13 protein-coding genes are annotated in these 13417 nt (G+C 74.9%); 7 read left to right on the top strand and 6 right to left on the bottom strand.

All coding sequences use genetic code 11. The features are described 5' to 3' along the window. Positions 1-63 precede the first annotated feature (63 nt). The 3 genes from AC5FZL_RS00160 to AC5FZL_RS00150 form a co-directional block, all read right to left on the bottom strand. Entirely contained in the window at positions 64-1134 is a 1071-nt protein-coding gene (locus tag AC5FZL_RS00160) for a BMP family lipoprotein (RefSeq protein ID WP_493616563.1), read from the bottom strand. Between the two features lie 116 nt (positions 1135-1250). Beyond that, entirely contained in the window at positions 1251-2483 is a 1233-nt protein-coding gene (locus AC5FZL_RS00155) for an amidohydrolase (protein WP_493616530.1), read from the bottom strand. 71 nt (positions 2484-2554) lie between these two features. After that, entirely contained in the window at positions 2555-3673 is a 1119-nt protein-coding gene (locus AC5FZL_RS00150) for a mannose-1-phosphate guanylyltransferase (RefSeq protein ID WP_493616529.1), read from the bottom strand. A gap of 171 nt (positions 3674-3844) precedes the next feature. Here AC5FZL_RS00150 and sdhC point away from each other — a divergent pair, with 171 nt between their 5' ends. Genes sdhC through AC5FZL_RS00130 form a run of 4 tightly spaced genes read left to right on the top strand, consistent with a single transcriptional unit; the run spans position 3845 to position 7273 of the window. Then, complete coding sequence (gene sdhC, locus AC5FZL_RS00145; protein ID WP_493616528.1) at positions 3845-4246, top strand: succinate dehydrogenase, cytochrome b556 subunit; 402 nt, start codon at positions 3845-3847, stop codon at positions 4244-4246. 15 nt (positions 4247-4261) lie between these two features. Next, entirely contained in the window at positions 4262-4741 is a 480-nt protein-coding gene (locus tag AC5FZL_RS00140; RefSeq protein ID WP_493616527.1) for a succinate dehydrogenase/fumarate reductase transmembrane subunit, read from the top strand. Positions 4742-4769: 28 nt separating this feature from the next. Beyond that, positions 4770-6527, top strand: a complete 1758-nt coding sequence (gene sdhA / locus AC5FZL_RS00135) for a succinate dehydrogenase flavoprotein subunit (protein WP_493616526.1) — start codon at positions 4770-4772, stop codon at positions 6525-6527. Then, positions 6527-7273, top strand: coding sequence for a succinate dehydrogenase iron-sulfur subunit (locus AC5FZL_RS00130; protein ID WP_493616525.1), 747 nt, complete (start codon positions 6527-6529; stop codon positions 7271-7273). Before sdhA ends, AC5FZL_RS00130 begins: the two co-directional genes overlap by 1 nt. 66 nt (positions 7274-7339) lie before the next feature. On the opposite strand, the gene AC5FZL_RS00125 is transcribed toward AC5FZL_RS00130, so the two are convergent. The 3 genes from AC5FZL_RS00125 to trpS all read right to left on the bottom strand — a co-directional run bounded on the left by AC5FZL_RS00125 (position 7340) and on the right by trpS (position 10133). After that, entirely contained in the window at positions 7340-8422 is a 1083-nt protein-coding gene (locus AC5FZL_RS00125) for a YihY/virulence factor BrkB family protein (RefSeq protein ID WP_493616562.1), read from the bottom strand. Between the two features lie 82 nt (positions 8423-8504). Continuing rightward, on the bottom strand, positions 8505-9125 hold the full coding sequence (locus AC5FZL_RS00120; protein WP_493616524.1) for a 2'-5' RNA ligase family protein: 621 nt from the start codon (positions 9123-9125) through the stop codon (positions 8505-8507). 3 nt (positions 9126-9128) lie between these two features. Then, entirely contained in the window at positions 9129-10133 is a 1005-nt protein-coding gene (trpS, locus tag AC5FZL_RS00115; RefSeq protein ID WP_493616523.1) for a tryptophan--tRNA ligase, read from the bottom strand. 87 nt (positions 10134-10220) lie between these two features. On the opposite strand from trpS, the gene AC5FZL_RS00110 reads away from it, so the two are divergent. Genes AC5FZL_RS00110 through galK form a run of 3 tightly spaced genes read left to right on the top strand, consistent with a single transcriptional unit; the run spans position 10221 to position 13414 of the window. Next, positions 10221-11003, top strand: coding sequence for a DeoR/GlpR family DNA-binding transcription regulator (locus AC5FZL_RS00110; protein WP_493616522.1), 783 nt, complete (start codon positions 10221-10223; stop codon positions 11001-11003). A gap of 45 nt (positions 11004-11048) precedes the next feature. Continuing rightward, complete coding sequence (gene galT, locus AC5FZL_RS00105) at positions 11049-12170, top strand: galactose-1-phosphate uridylyltransferase (protein WP_493616521.1); 1122 nt, start codon at positions 11049-11051, stop codon at positions 12168-12170. Continuing rightward, on the top strand, positions 12167-13414 hold the full coding sequence (gene galK / locus AC5FZL_RS00100; protein WP_493616520.1) for a galactokinase: 1248 nt from the start codon (positions 12167-12169) through the stop codon (positions 13412-13414). The genes galT and galK overlap by 4 nt, the downstream gene beginning before the upstream one ends. Positions 13415-13417: the final 3 nt, after the last annotated feature.

The raw sequence follows: 13417 nt of genomic DNA, 5'->3' as shown, positions 1-13417 counted from the left end.
CGCCCGCCGGGAGGGCGCTCGCAGGTGCTCTGCCGTGCTGGGTGCCGCAGGGTGCCGCGGGCCTCAGGAGGCGCTGGGCGCCGAGGGCGACTCGACGACGAGCTCGCCGCTGATGATCTGCTGCTGCAGGTCCTCCAGCTCGGTCTTCAGCTCGGCCGGGACCTCGGCGTCGAAGTCGTGGAACGGGGCCAGGCCCACGCCCCCGTTCTCCAGGGTGCCGACGTACGCCTCGCTGGAGTACTCGCCCGCCATCGCGGAGGTCGTGACGTCCTCGACGGCCGCGTCGATCTCCTTGACCACGCTGGTCAGGACGATCGGCGCGTACTGCTCGGCGGACTCGTACCAGTCGCTGTCGACGCCGATGATCTTGACGTTGCCGGCGGCCTGCGCCGCCGCGGCGGCGCCCAGGCCGACCGGGCCGGCGACCGGCATGACGATGTCGGCGCCCTGCTGGATGAAGGTGTCGGTCAGCGCCTGGCCGTTGGCCTGGTTGTTGAAGTCACCGGTGAAGGAGCCGTCCTGGGCCGCCTTGTCCCAGCCGAGGAGCTTCACGTCGGTGCCCTTGGCCTCGTTGTGGGCGGCGACGCCGTCGGCGAAGCCGTCCATGAAGACGGTGACCGAGGGGATGTTGATGCCGCCGAAGGTGGCGACGGTGCCCGTCTGGGTCGTGCCCGCCGCGGCGTAGCCGGCGAGGAAGGAGGCCTGCGCGGTGTCGAACAGCAGCGGCTTGACGTTGTCCATCGGCTCCTCCGTGGTGGAGTCGATGAGGGCGAAGTCCTGGTCCGGGTTGGACGACGCGGCCTCCGCGGTCGCCTCGGCGAGGAGGAAGCCCACGGTGACGGTGATGCCGCAGTCGCCGCTCGTCGTCTGCGCCAGGTTGGGGCCGAAGTCGGCCTCGGAGCTGGACTCCAGGAGGGTCACGTCGATGCCCTCGGACTCCTCGAGCGCGGTCAGCCCCTCGTAGGCGGACTGGTTGAACGAGCGGTCGTCGACGCCGCCCGAGTCGGTGACCATGCAGGCGGTGAAGTCGCTGGCGCTCTCGCCCCCGCCGCTGCCGCTCGCGCTGTCCTCAGGGGCCTCGCCGCACGCGGCGGCCGTGAGGGCCACGACCCCGAGAAGGGCTGCCCCGACCATCTTCTTCACGCTTCGTCCTCCTGCTGCTCGGCCAGGGATCTCCCGTCCGCTCGGCTCGGACTGTAGGTGCCCCAGCGGCCCGGCACAGGCCCCTGGCGCGCCTGGGGCCGCCTTCGTTACCGATCTGCGACAGGGACGGCGCCCTCGACGCCGTCGGCGGGCACGGGCGGCTCCTCGCGCTCCAGGCCGGCGAGCGCCGCGGCCGCCAGCAGGCGGACGCCGACCGCGATCGCGCGCTCGTCCGGCTCGAAGTCGCCCCGGTGCAGGTCGTGGGTGGGGCCCCCGGGCGTGCGCGTGCCGAGGCGGGCCATCGCCCCGGGCACCCGCTCCAGGTACCAGGCGAAGTCCTCCCCGCCCAGGCTCTGGTCGGTCGGCACGGCCGCGCCGGGCCCGAGCTGCGCCTCGGCGGCGTCCTCGAGCAGCCCCGTGCTCACGGCCTCGTTGACCACCGGCGGCACCCCGCGCACGTGCTCGACCTCGGCGGTGAGCCCGTAGGGGCGCACGAGGTCCTCGACCACCTCGGTGAGCAGCTCGCCCGCGGCGGCCCAGGCGTCGGCGCGCACGCAGCGCAGCGTCCCCTCGACCACGCCGACGCGCGGGATGGCGTTGGCGGCGCCGCCGGCGCTGATCCGGCCCCACACGACGCTGACGCCGGCGCGCGGGTCGAGGCGGCGCGAGAGCACGGCGGGCACGCCCGTGACCACGGCGGCGAGCGCGTAGACGAGGTCGCCGGTCAGGTGGGGGCGGGAGGTGTGGCCGCCGGGCCCGCGCAGGCGCACGAGCACCTTGTCGAAGGCCGAGGTGATCGGGCCGACGCGCAGGCCCACGTGGCCGACGTCGGTGTGCGGGTCGCAGTGCACGGCGAGGATGCGCTCCACGCCCTCGATCGCCCCGCCCTCCAGGACGCCGAGCGCGCCGCCGGGGGTGACCTCCTCGGCCGGCTGGAAGACCAGGCGGACCCGCCCGGGCAGCGCGGCGTCCCCGCCGGCGCGGTGCAGGTCGGCGAGCACCAGCCCGGCGCCCAGGACGACGGCGGTGTGCACGTCGTGCCCGCAGGCGTGCGCGACGCCGGCCACCGTGGAGGCGAAGGGGCTGGACGTCTCATCGGCCAGCGGCAGGGCGTCGAGGTCCGCGCGCAGGGCCACCACGCGCTCGCCCTGGCCGACGTCGCAGACCAGCCCGGTGCCGGGCAGCAGGCGCGGCGCCAGGCCGGCGGCGCGCAGCTCGTCGGCGACCACGGCGGTGGTGCGGTGCTCCACGTGCGCGGTCTCGGGGTGGGCGTGCAGGTCGCGGCGCAGGGCCACGAGCCGCTCGAGGCGGGGCGCGAGGAGGTCCGCGAGGGCCGGCACGGCGGCGTCGGGGGCGTGGGAGGGGTTCAGGGGAGGTCCTTCCGGGGTCCGCCCCACGCTAGCGCCCCGGGTCAGACCAGGTCGGCGCGGCCGCCGTCCCTCCACGCCGCGACCTCCGCCTTGACCGCCTGCGCGTGCGCCCGCGTGGTCACCAGCAGGGCGTCGGGGGTGTCGACGACGACGGCGTCGGGCAGGCCCACCACCGACACCACCCGCCCGGCCCCGGGCACGACGACGCCGCTGGCCCCGCCGGCGGCGTGCACCAGCGCCGGGTCGCCGAGGACCGCCACGCCGTCGCCGGCCCCGGGCAGGAGGGAGGCGAGGGAGTCCCAGTCGCCCACGTCGTCCCAGCCGAAGGCCCCCGGCACCACGGCCACGCCCCCGGCCGCGGCCACCGGCTCGGCGATCGCGTGGTCGATCGCGATCTTCGTCAGGGCCGGCCACACGCGCTCGAGCACGGCCTGGCGCGAGGGGCCGTCCCAGGCCGCGGCGACCTCGCGCAGCCCGTCGTGCAGCGGCGGCAGCTGGGCGGCGAGGTGGTCCAGGAGCACGCCGGCGCGCACGACGAACATCCCGGCGTTCCAGCGGTGCTGCCCGCCGGCGAGGTAGGCGCGGGCGGTCTCCTCGTCGGGCTTCTCCACGAACTCCGCGGCCCGCCGGGCCAGCGGCGCGCCCGGCACGGCGAGCGGCTCGCCGCTGCGCACGTACCCGAAGCCGGTGGCCGGGGACGCCGGCTCGATGCCGATCGTCACGACGAAGCCCTCCCGGGCGGTGGCCACCGCCTGGGACACGGCGTCGGCGAAGACCTCCGCGTCGGCCGGCGCGATGACGTGGTCGGCGGCGAAGGAGCCGAGGACGGCGTCAGCGCCCTCGCGCTCGGCCAGCACCGCGGCGGCGAGGCCGATCGCCGCCATCGAGTCGCGCGGCGAGGGCTCGACGAGGAGGTTGCGCTCGAGCAGCCCGGGCAGCTGGCCCGCGACGGCGGCCGCGTGCGACCCGCCGGTGACGAGCAGCAGCCGGTCGGAGCCGCACAGCGGCACGAGCCGGTCCCAGGTGCCCTGCAGCAGGGTGCGGCCGGTGCCGGTGAGGTCGTGCAGGAACTTCGGCGACGACGCGCGCGACAGCGGCCACAGCCGCGTGCCGGCCCCGCCGGCGGGCACGACGGCGGAGAATCCCTCGAGGTGGCTCATGCCTGGGGATCGTGGCACAGCACGCCGCCGGTGAGGCGTTCGTCACTCGGACGGCCCCCAGGAGCGCCTGCAGCCCTGCCCGGGCGCGCCGATCAGTAGAGTGAGGCCGTAGACGCCGCCGTCCCCCGCACCGCCGGACGACGCGCCCCGAGAACCCGAGGAGGCGCTCCCGTGCCCACCCTGCCCACCGTCCCGACCGTGTCGGGTCCCACCGGAACCCTCTACCGCGGCCGCGAGGGCATGTGGTCGTGGGTCGGCCACCGGATCACCGGGGTGCTGATCTTCGTCTTCCTCCTCGTGCACGTGCTCGACACGGCGCTGGTGCGGGTCTCCCCCGAGGCCTACAACACCGTCATCGAGACCTACAAGAACCCGGTCGTGGGCCTGGGCGAGGCGGGCCTCGTGGCCGCGGTCCTCTTCCACGCCTTCAACGGCGTGCGGATCATGCTGGTCGACTTCTGGCGCAAGGGCGCGCAGTACCAGCGCCACATGTTCTGGGCGGTGATGGCGCTGTTCGTGCTGACCTTCGTGCCCTTCCTCGCCCGCCACCTCGGCCTCGTGCTGTCCCACTGATCGAAGGCGCTGACGATGACCGCGATCCAGACCACCCCGGCCACCTCCCCGCCGATCGACGCGCCGCGCTCGCCCTACCGCCGGGTGAAGTCCACGCGCAGCAACTTCGAGCTGTACGGCTGGCTGTTCATGCGCCTGTCCGGCGTGCTGCTCGTCGTGCTCGTCCTGGGCCACCTGCTCATCCAGCTCGTGCTGGGCCAGGGCATCAACCAGGTCGACTTCGCCTTCGTCGCCGGCCGCTGGGCCAGCCCGTTCTGGCAGGTCTGGGACCTGACGATGCTGTGGCTGGCGATGCTGCACGGCACCAACGGCGTGCGCGTGATCATCAACGACTACGCCGAGCGCAACGGCACCCGGTTCTGGCTGAAGATGGCGCTCTACACCGCCTTCACCGTGACCGTGGTGCTCGGCACGCTCGTCGTCTTCACCTTCGACCCGTGCCTGCCGAACGCGGCCGCCGGCGACCTGCCGTCGTTCTGCCCGGCCGCCGGCTGACCGCCGCACCACCCACCAGGAGGCACCTGTGCAGACCCACATGTACGACGTCGTCATCGTCGGCGCCGGTGGCGCGGGCATGCGCGCCGCCCTGGAGTCCGGCCAGCGCACCCGCACCGCGGTGCTGACCAAGCTCTACCCGACCCGCTCCCACACCGGCGCGGCCCAGGGCGGCATGTGCGCCGCCCTGGCCAACGTCGAGGAGGACAACTGGGAGTGGCACACCTTCGACACCGTCAAGGGCGGTGACTACCTCGTCGACCAGGACGCCGCCGAGGTGATGTGCAAGGAGGCCATCGACGCGGTCCTCGACCTGGAGAAGATGGGGCTGCCGTTCAACCGCACCCCCGAGGGCCGGATCGACCAGCGCCGCTTCGGCGGGCACACCCGCAACCACGGCGAGGCCGCCGTGCGCCGCTCCTGCTACGCCGCGGACCGCACCGGCCACATGATCCTGCAGACGCTCTACCAGCAGTGCGTCAAGCACGAGGTGGAGTTCTTCAACGAGTTCTACGTGCTCGACCTGCTGCTCACCGACGTGGACGGCGTCCGCACGACGTCCGGCGTCGTCGCCTACGAGCTGGCCACCGGCGAGGTGCACGTCTTCCGGGCCAAGTCGGTCGTGCTGGCCACCGGGGGCGCGGGCAAGGTCTACAAGACCACCTCCAACGCCCACACCCTCACCGGCGACGGCATGGGCATCGCCTACCGCGCGGGCCTGCCGCTGGAGGACATGGAGTTCTTCCAGTTCCACCCGACGGGCCTGGCGGGCCTGGGCATCCTCCTGTCCGAGGCCGCCCGCGGCGAGGGCGGGATCCTGCGCAACGGCGAGGGCGAGCGCTTCATGGAGCGCTACGCCCCGACCATCAAGGACCTCGCCCCGCGCGACATCGTGGCCCGCTCGATGGCCAACGAGGTGCGCGAGGGCCGCGGCGCGGGCCCGAACAAGGACTACGTGCTGCTCGACCTCACGCACCTGGAGCCGGCGCACATCGACGCCAAGCTCCCCGACATCACCGAGTTCGCCCGCACCTACCTCGGCGTCGAGCCCTACACCGAGCCGGTGCCGGTGTACCCGACCGCGCACTACGCGATGGGCGGGGTGCCGACCACGGTGACCGCGCAGGTGCTGGCCGACAACGAGACGGTCGTGCCCGGCCTCTACGCCGCCGGCGAGGTGGCGTGCGTGAGCGTGCACGGGTCCAACCGCCTGGGCACCAACTCGCTGCTGGACATCAACGTCTTCGGCAAGCGCGCGGGGATCGCAGCCGCCGAGCACGCGATGGCCACGCGCGAGTACGCCGACCTGCCGGAGGAGCCGGAGTCGAACGTCGTCGACTGGATCGAGCGCATGCGCTCGGCCACCGGCGGGGAGCGCTACGCCACCCTGCGCCAGGAGCTGCAGGAGACGATGGACGCCAACGCCCAGGTCTTCCGCACCGAGACGACGCTCAAGCAGGCGCTGTCCGACATCCAGGGCCTGCGCGCGCGCTACCTCAACGTCTCCGTCCAGGACAAGGGGCGGCGCTACAACACCGACCTGCTCGAGGCGATCGAGCTGGGCTTCCTCCTGGAGCTCTCGGAGGTGATCGTCGCGGGTGCTCTCGAGCGCAAGGAGTCGCGCGGCGGGCACTTCCGCGAGGACTACCCGCACCGCGACGACGTCAACCACATGCGGCACACGATGGCCTACCGGACCGTGGACGAGCTCGGCCGCGAGGGCGTGCGGCTGGACACCAAGCCCGTCGTCATCACCCGCTACCAGCCGATGGAGCGCAAGTACTGATGCCTTCTGACCAGCCCGTGACCCCGCCCGGCGTGCCGAGCTTCGACGTCACCCTGCGCATCCGCCGGTACGACCCGGAGACCGACTCCGAGCCGCACTGGGAGGACTACACGGTCACCGCCCACGGCACCGACCGGCTGCTCGACTCCCTGCACAAGATCAAGTGGGAGCTCGACGGGTCGCTGACCTTCCGGCGCTCCTGCGCGCACGGCGTCTGCGGCTCGGACGCCATGCGGATCAACGGCCGCAACCGGCTCGCCTGCAAGGCGCTGCTCAAGGACCTCGACCCGAGCAAGCCGATCACCGTCGAGCCGATCAAGGGCCTGCCGGTGGAGAAGGACCTCGTCGTCGACATGGAGCCCTTCTTCCAGTCCTACCGCGAGGTCATGCCCTTCCTCATCACCTCCGGGCACGAGCCGACCCGCGAGCGCCTGCAGTCCGCCCACGACCGCGAGCGGTTCGACGACACCACGAAGTGCATCCTCTGCGCGGCGTGCACGTCGTCCTGCCCCGTCTTCTGGACCGACGGGCAGTACTTCGGGCCGGCGGCGATCGTCAACGCCCACCGGTTCATCTTCGACAGCCGCGACGAGGGCGCCGACCTGCGCCTGGAGGTCCTCAACGACCGCGAGGGCGTGTGGCGCTGCCGCACCGTCTTCAACTGCTCCGAGGCGTGCCCGCGCGGCATCCAGGTGACCAAGGCGATCTCGGAGGTCAAGCAGGCCCTGCTCATGCGCAAGGTCTGACCCGACCAGCCCTCCTCGGCGTGGTCAGGGGATCCCGCCACCTTCGCCGGTGGCGGGATCCCCTGATCACGCCGGGGGCCGGGGCGGGCGCCGGTCCAGGACCGCGCTGAGCGCGCCGGCCACGAGCCGGGTGCCGGCCACGGCGAGCCCGCCGAGGACGGCGCCGGCGGCGATCGTCGCGCGGTCGGCGGCCCGCGCCCCGTAGCTCGGGGCGAGCCGCTGGCCCCCACCCGCGACCCCGGCCCCGTTCGCGGCGAGCGCGGCCGGGCCCACCGCGGGGCCGATCACCCGCTCGGACTCCCCCGCGGTGATCGCCGCGGCCACGGCCGGGTCGGTGGCCGCCCACGCGGCGGTGAGCAGCACCACCCGCGAGACGAGGTTCATCCAGACCAGGACGCCGGCCAGCACGCCCAGCGCCGCGAACAGCGGGTTGCGCCCGCTCGTGGCCCCCAGGAGCACCCCGGCGAAGAGCTTCAGCGCCCCCACGGCGGTGGCGCCGACCAGCGACGCCTGGCGCAGGTCGCGCCAGGGCACCGGCAGGTCGGCGAGGACGCGCAGCAGCACGGCGAAGATCCCGGCGTCCACGAGCAGCACCACGGCGACGCCCAGGGCCGAGAGCAGGACGCCGGCCGCGCGGCCGCCGTCCAGGCCGAGCACGCGCAGCACGAAGGTCGCCGCCGCGCTGGCCGCCACCGACAGCACTACCGAGGCGAGCACCGCGACGCCGAAGGTGACCAGGCCGATGAGGTCGCGCACCCGCATGGCGACCGGCCCGAGGCGGTCCTTCGGCACCCCGAACATCGCCCGCACGCCCTCGCGCAGGGCGTCGATCCAGCCCAGGCCGGCCAGCAGGGCCACGACGAAGGCGACGACGCCGGTGGGGCTGAACGGGTCGAGGCTGAGCAGGTCCTCCTGGGCGACGAGCCCGCCGCTGCCGGTGTCGACCAGCCCCGGCACCTGCTCGACCGCGGCCTGGACGACGCGCTGCTCCAGCTCGGGGCTGCCGCCGACGACCCGGGCGAGCACGGTGAGGCCCACGTAGAGGATGGAGAAGACCGACAGCAGCGCCAGGTAGGCGATGCCGCCGGCGATGACCGGCCCGCGCAGGTCCTGGTACTGCGCCCACGTGCGGGAGGGGTGGCTGCTCAGCGCGCGCCGCAGCAGGGCCAGGGGCCGGGCGGTGGACGGGGCGACGAGCGGCTCCTTCCTCGGGAGCCGGCCGCCGGCCGGCTCAGGCGAGGCCGAGGGGGAACTCGGCCGACGGGCGCCACACGCCGTCGCTGCCGTGGAGGTACAGCTCGACGCTGGCGACGGGGAAGGTCGCCTCGTAGCCGGCCAGCGTCGAGCGGGCGCGGTCCAGCGCCGCGTCGTCGACCTCCTGGGCGACCGTCACGTGCGGGTGGTACGGGAAGCGGCGCTGGCTGCCCAGCACGCCGGACCGTACCCGCTGCTCCAGCGCCGCGCACTCGCGCGCACCGGCCTCGACCTGCACGAACACGACCGGGGAGACGGGCCGGAAGCTGTCCGTGCCCCTCAGGCGCATCGCGAACGGCTGCACCGCGGCGGCGCAGGCGCGCAGGTGCTCGTGGACGTCGTCCAGCACGGAGAGCTCCACCGCCGTCGGCGGCACGATCGTCACGTGGGCCGGCACCACCGAGCCCAGCGGGTCGCCGAAGTCCACGCGGCAGCGCTGCAGGAGCTCGGCGTGCGGCGGGGGCACCGGGATCGCCACGCCGATGGTGACCTGCTCGTCGCGCACCGCCCGCACGACGCCGTCGAGGGTCTGGCTGGACGCGTCCTCGGCCGGGAGGCCGGCCGCAGTCCCCCTGCTGGCTCCGGTGCCGGTGGCCACCCCTCAGCCCCTCGCGGGCAGCAGGCCCAGCCGGTCGTAGGCGCGGGCGAGGACCCCGGAGGCGCGCTCGCGGGCCTTCTCCGCTCCCCGCGCCAGGACGGCGTCCAGGGAGGCCGGGTCGTCCAGGTAGGCCAGGGTCCGCTCGCGCACCGGGGTCAGGGCCTCGACGACCACCTCGGCGAGCTCCTTCTTGAGGTCGCCGTAGCCGCGGCCGGCGAAGTCGGCCTCGAGCTGCTCGACCGTGCGCCCGGAGAGCGCCGAGTGGATGGTCAGGAGGTTGGAGATCCCGGGCTTGGCGGCCGGGTCGAAGCGGATCTCGCGCTCGGTGTCGGTGACCGCCGAGCGGATCTTCTTCGCCGTCACCTTCGGGTCGTCGAGCAGCTCGACGATGCCGTTCGGGGACGAGGCGCTCTTGCTCATCTTCGTCGTGGGGTCCTGGAGGTCCGCGATCCGGGCGCTGGGCCCGACGATGTGCGGCTCCGGCACGACGAACGTCTTGCCGTAGCGGGAGTTGAACCGCTGGGCCAGGTCGCGGGTGAGCTCGAGGTGCTGGCGCTGGTCCTCGCCCACCGGCACCCGGTCGGCGTCGTAGAGCAGGACGTCGGCGGCCATGAGCACCGGGTAGGTGAACAGCCCGACGGTCGTGCCCTCGCTGCCCTGCTTGCTCGACTTGTCCTTGAACTGCGTCATGCGACCGGCCTCGCCGAAGCCGGTGATGCAGCTGAGCACCCAGGCGAGCTCGGCGTGCTCGGGCACGTGGCTCTGGACGAACAGCGTGGAGCGCTCGGGGTCGATCCCGGCCGCGAGGTACTGCGCGGCCGTCAGGCGGGTCCGCGCGCGCAGCGCCTTCGGGTCGGGGGCGACCGTCAGGGCGTGGAGGTCGACGACGCAGTAGGTGGCGTCGTACTGCTCCTGCATGGCCACCCAGTTGACCAGCGCGCCCAGGTAGTTCCCCAGGTGCAGGGAGTCCGCGGTGGGCTGCATTCCGGACAGGAGGCGTGCGGGCACGGCGTCCATCCAACCACCTGTGCGGCGGGGGCGGGCGCGACGCACCGCCGACCGGGTCAGGCCGTCGCTCGCCGCTATCGTCGCCGGATGCTGGCCCCCCAGCGCCAGGAGCGCATCCTCGAGGAGGTGCGGGCCCACGGCGGGGCCCGGGTCTCCGACCTCGTCGCCGTCCTGGGCGTCTCGGACATGACGGTGCGCCGCGACCTGGAGGCGCTGGCCGCGCGCGGTCTCGTGGCCCGGGTGCACGGCGGCGCGGCGGCGCTGGCCGGGCGCGCCGCCGTCGAGCCGGGGTTCTCGGCGAAGTCGGCGCTGCAGCGGCCGGAGAAGCGGGCGATCGCCGCGCTCGCGGTCTCCCTGGTCCGGCCCGGCGACTCCGTGGCCCTCTCCGCCGGGACGACGACCCACGCCGTGGCCGCGGCGCTGCGCGCCGTGCCGGACCTCACCGTGGTGACGAACTCCCTGCCGGTGGCCCAGGTCCTCCACGACGCCGGGCGCGACCCCGCGCACGTCCTGCTCACCGGCGGGGTGCGGACGCCGTCCGACGCCCTGGTCGGGCCGGTCGCCGTGGCCGCGCTGAGGGACCTGCACGTGGACTGGCTCTTCCTCGGCGCGCACGGCGTGGACGAGCGGGCGGGCCTGACCACCCCCAACCTCGTCGAGGCGCAGACCGACCAGGCGCTGCTGGCCGCGGCCCGGCGGGTCGCGGTGGTGGCCGACTCGACCAAGTGGGGCGTGGTGGGCCTGACGACGATCGCGCCGCTGGAGGGGCTCGACGTGCTCGTCACCGACGAGGGCCTGCCGCCGGACGGTCGACGGGCCGTGGCGGAGAGGGTGGGACGGCTGCTGCTGGCGCCGGTCGGCGCCCCGTGAGTGGTCGACGTTGCCGACCTGTGTGCGTTCCTGTTTGATCACAGGGTGCGCCGCACTCCGATGACGATGGCCGACGGCCGCCAGCTGCTCTACTTCGACGACACCGAGCCGTACGCGTCGGGCGCCGCCACCCGCGCGCTGCACGACGCGCGCGACCTCCCGCCGGTGGCCACGACGTCGACGATGCGCTTCGACGTCCTCACCGGCGAGTGGGTGGCCCACGCCGCCCACCGCATGGACCGCACCTTCATGCCGCCGGCCGACCTGTGCCCGCTGTGCCCGGCCCGGCCGGGGCGCGAGCCCGGGGAGGTGCCCGCCGACGACTACGACGTCGTCGTCTTCGAGAACCGCTTCCCCTCCTACGCCGGCGCCGGGACCCCGCTCGCGGCCGAGCCGGCGTCCCTGGTGGACGGCCAGGCGCTGTGGCCGGTGCGCCCGGCGGTGGGCCGCACCGAGGTCGTCTGCTTCACCGCCGACCACGCCGCCACCTTCGCCTCGCTCCCGGTCGAGCGCGTGCGCACCGTCGTCGAGGCCTGGGCCGACCGCACCGCCGAGCTCTCCGCGCTGGACGGCGTCGCGGAGGTCTTCGTCTTCGAGAACCGCGGCGCCGAGATCGGGGTGACCCTCCAGCACCCGCACGGGCAGATCTACGCCTACCCCGAGCCCACCCCGCGCACCGCCCAGTACCTCGGGCAGGCCGCGCAGCACCGGCGGGCCACCGGCGGGAACCTGCTCGCCGACGTCCTGGCGGCCGAGCGCGCCGCGGGCACCCGCGTGGTGCTCTCCGGGGAGCACTGGAGCGCCTACGTGCCCGCCGCCGCCCGCTGGCCGGTCGAGGTGCACCTGGCCCCCCACCGCGACGTGCCCGACCTCGCGGCCCTCGACGAGGCCGAGCGGGACGAGCTCGCGCACGTGTACTCCGAGCTGCTCCAGCGCCTCGACCGCTACTTCGAGGGCGTGGACCGCCTCCCCTACATCTCGGGGTGGCACCAGGCGCCGAGGGGCGAGGCCCGCGAGCTGGGGCGGCTGCACCTGCAGGCCTTCTCCGTGCTCCGCTCGCCCGGGCGGCTGAAGTACCTGGCCGGGTCGGAGTCGGGCATGGGCGCCTGGGTCAACGACACGACGCCGGAGCGGATCGCCACCCGCCTGCGCGAGGTGGCCTCGTGAGCGCCGCTCCCCCGCGGGCCGAGCCGGTCTGGGTGCCGGCCGCCGACCCCGCCGCCGCGGCGCGCACCGCCACCGAGGCCTTCACCGAGGCGTTCGGGCGGGCGCCGGACGGCGTCTGGGCCGCGCCGGGGCGGGTCAACCTCATCGGCGAGCACCTCGACTACAACGGCGGCCCGGTGCTGCCGCTGGCCCTGCCCCACCGCACGGTGGTCGCGGTGCGCCGCCGCGACGACGACGTGGTGCGCCTCGTCTCCGCCGCCGACCTCGGGAAGGAGTCCGCCCGCTGGGAGGGGCGCCTGGCCGACGTCGGCCCCGGGACGCCGTCCGGCTGGCCCGCCTACGCGGCCGGGGTGCTGTGGGCGCTCGGCCTGGCCGGGCACGACGTGCCGGGCCTCGACGTCGCCGTGGAGTCCTCGGTGCCGTTCGGCGCGGGGCTGTCCAGCTCCGCCGCGCTGGAGAGCGCGGTCGCCGTCGCCGTGGCCGACCTGCTCGGGCTGCCCCTGGACGACGCCGGGCGCGCGGCGCTCGCCGCGGTGTGCGTGCGCGCCGAGAACGAGGTGGCGGGCGCTCCCACCGGCGGCATGGACCAGGCGGCGTCCCTGCGGGCCACCGCCGGGGCGGCGCTGCTGCTCGACACCTCGGACGGGTCCGTGGAGCAGGTGCCGCTGGACCTGCCGGCGTCCGGGCTGGAGCTGCTGGTGATGGACACCCGCGCGGCGCACTCCCTCTCCGACGGCCAGTACGGCGCGCGGCGCGACGCCTGCGAGCGGGCGGCGGCGATCCTCGGGGTCACCGCGCTGGCCGAGCTGCACGACGTCGACGCCGCCCTCGCGCGGCTCGACGGCCAGGACGACACCGCGCTGCTGCGCCGCCGGGTGCGCCACGTGCTCACCGAGACGGCGCGGGTCCACGACGCCGTGGCGCTGCTGCGCAGCGCCTCGGGGAGCAGCGACCTCGGCGCGCGCCTCGGCCCGCTGCTGGACGCCTCGCACGCCTCGCTGCGCGACGACTACGAGGTCTCCTCCCCCGAGCTCGACGTCGTCGTGGACGCCGCCCGCGCGGCCGGGGCGCTCGGCGCCCGGATGACCGGCGGCGGCTTCGGCGGCTCCGCGGTGGCGCTCGTGGCGACGGGCGCCTCGGCGCAGGTGGCGACCGCGGTGCGCGCCGCGGCCCTGGCCGCCGGGCACCCCGAGCCGGCCTTCCTCGTCGCCGAGGCCTCCGCGGGAGCCGCCCGGGTGGCCTGAGCG

The sequence above is a fragment of the Quadrisphaera sp. DVD1 genome, from assembly GCF_058932755.1.
This window is presented reverse-complemented; position numbering and strand designations above follow the sequence as displayed.

Coding starts and splice junctions, on each gene's coding strand:
- AC5FZL_RS00150 (WP_493616529.1), bottom strand. CDS start 3,673: ATGAGCCACCTCGAGGGATTCTCCGCCGTCGTGCCCGCCGGCGGGGCC.
- AC5FZL_RS00110 (WP_493616522.1), top strand. CDS start 10,221: ATGCTGGCCCCCCAGCGCCAGGAGCGCATCCTCGAGGAGGTGCGGGCC.
- AC5FZL_RS00130 (WP_493616525.1), top strand. CDS start 6,527: ATGCCTTCTGACCAGCCCGTGACCCCGCCCGGCGTGCCGAGCTTCGAC.
- AC5FZL_RS00160 (WP_493616563.1), bottom strand. CDS start 1,134: ATGGTCGGGGCAGCCCTTCTCGGGGTCGTGGCCCTCACGGCCGCCGCG.
- AC5FZL_RS00140 (WP_493616527.1), top strand. CDS start 4,262: ATGACCGCGATCCAGACCACCCCGGCCACCTCCCCGCCGATCGACGCG.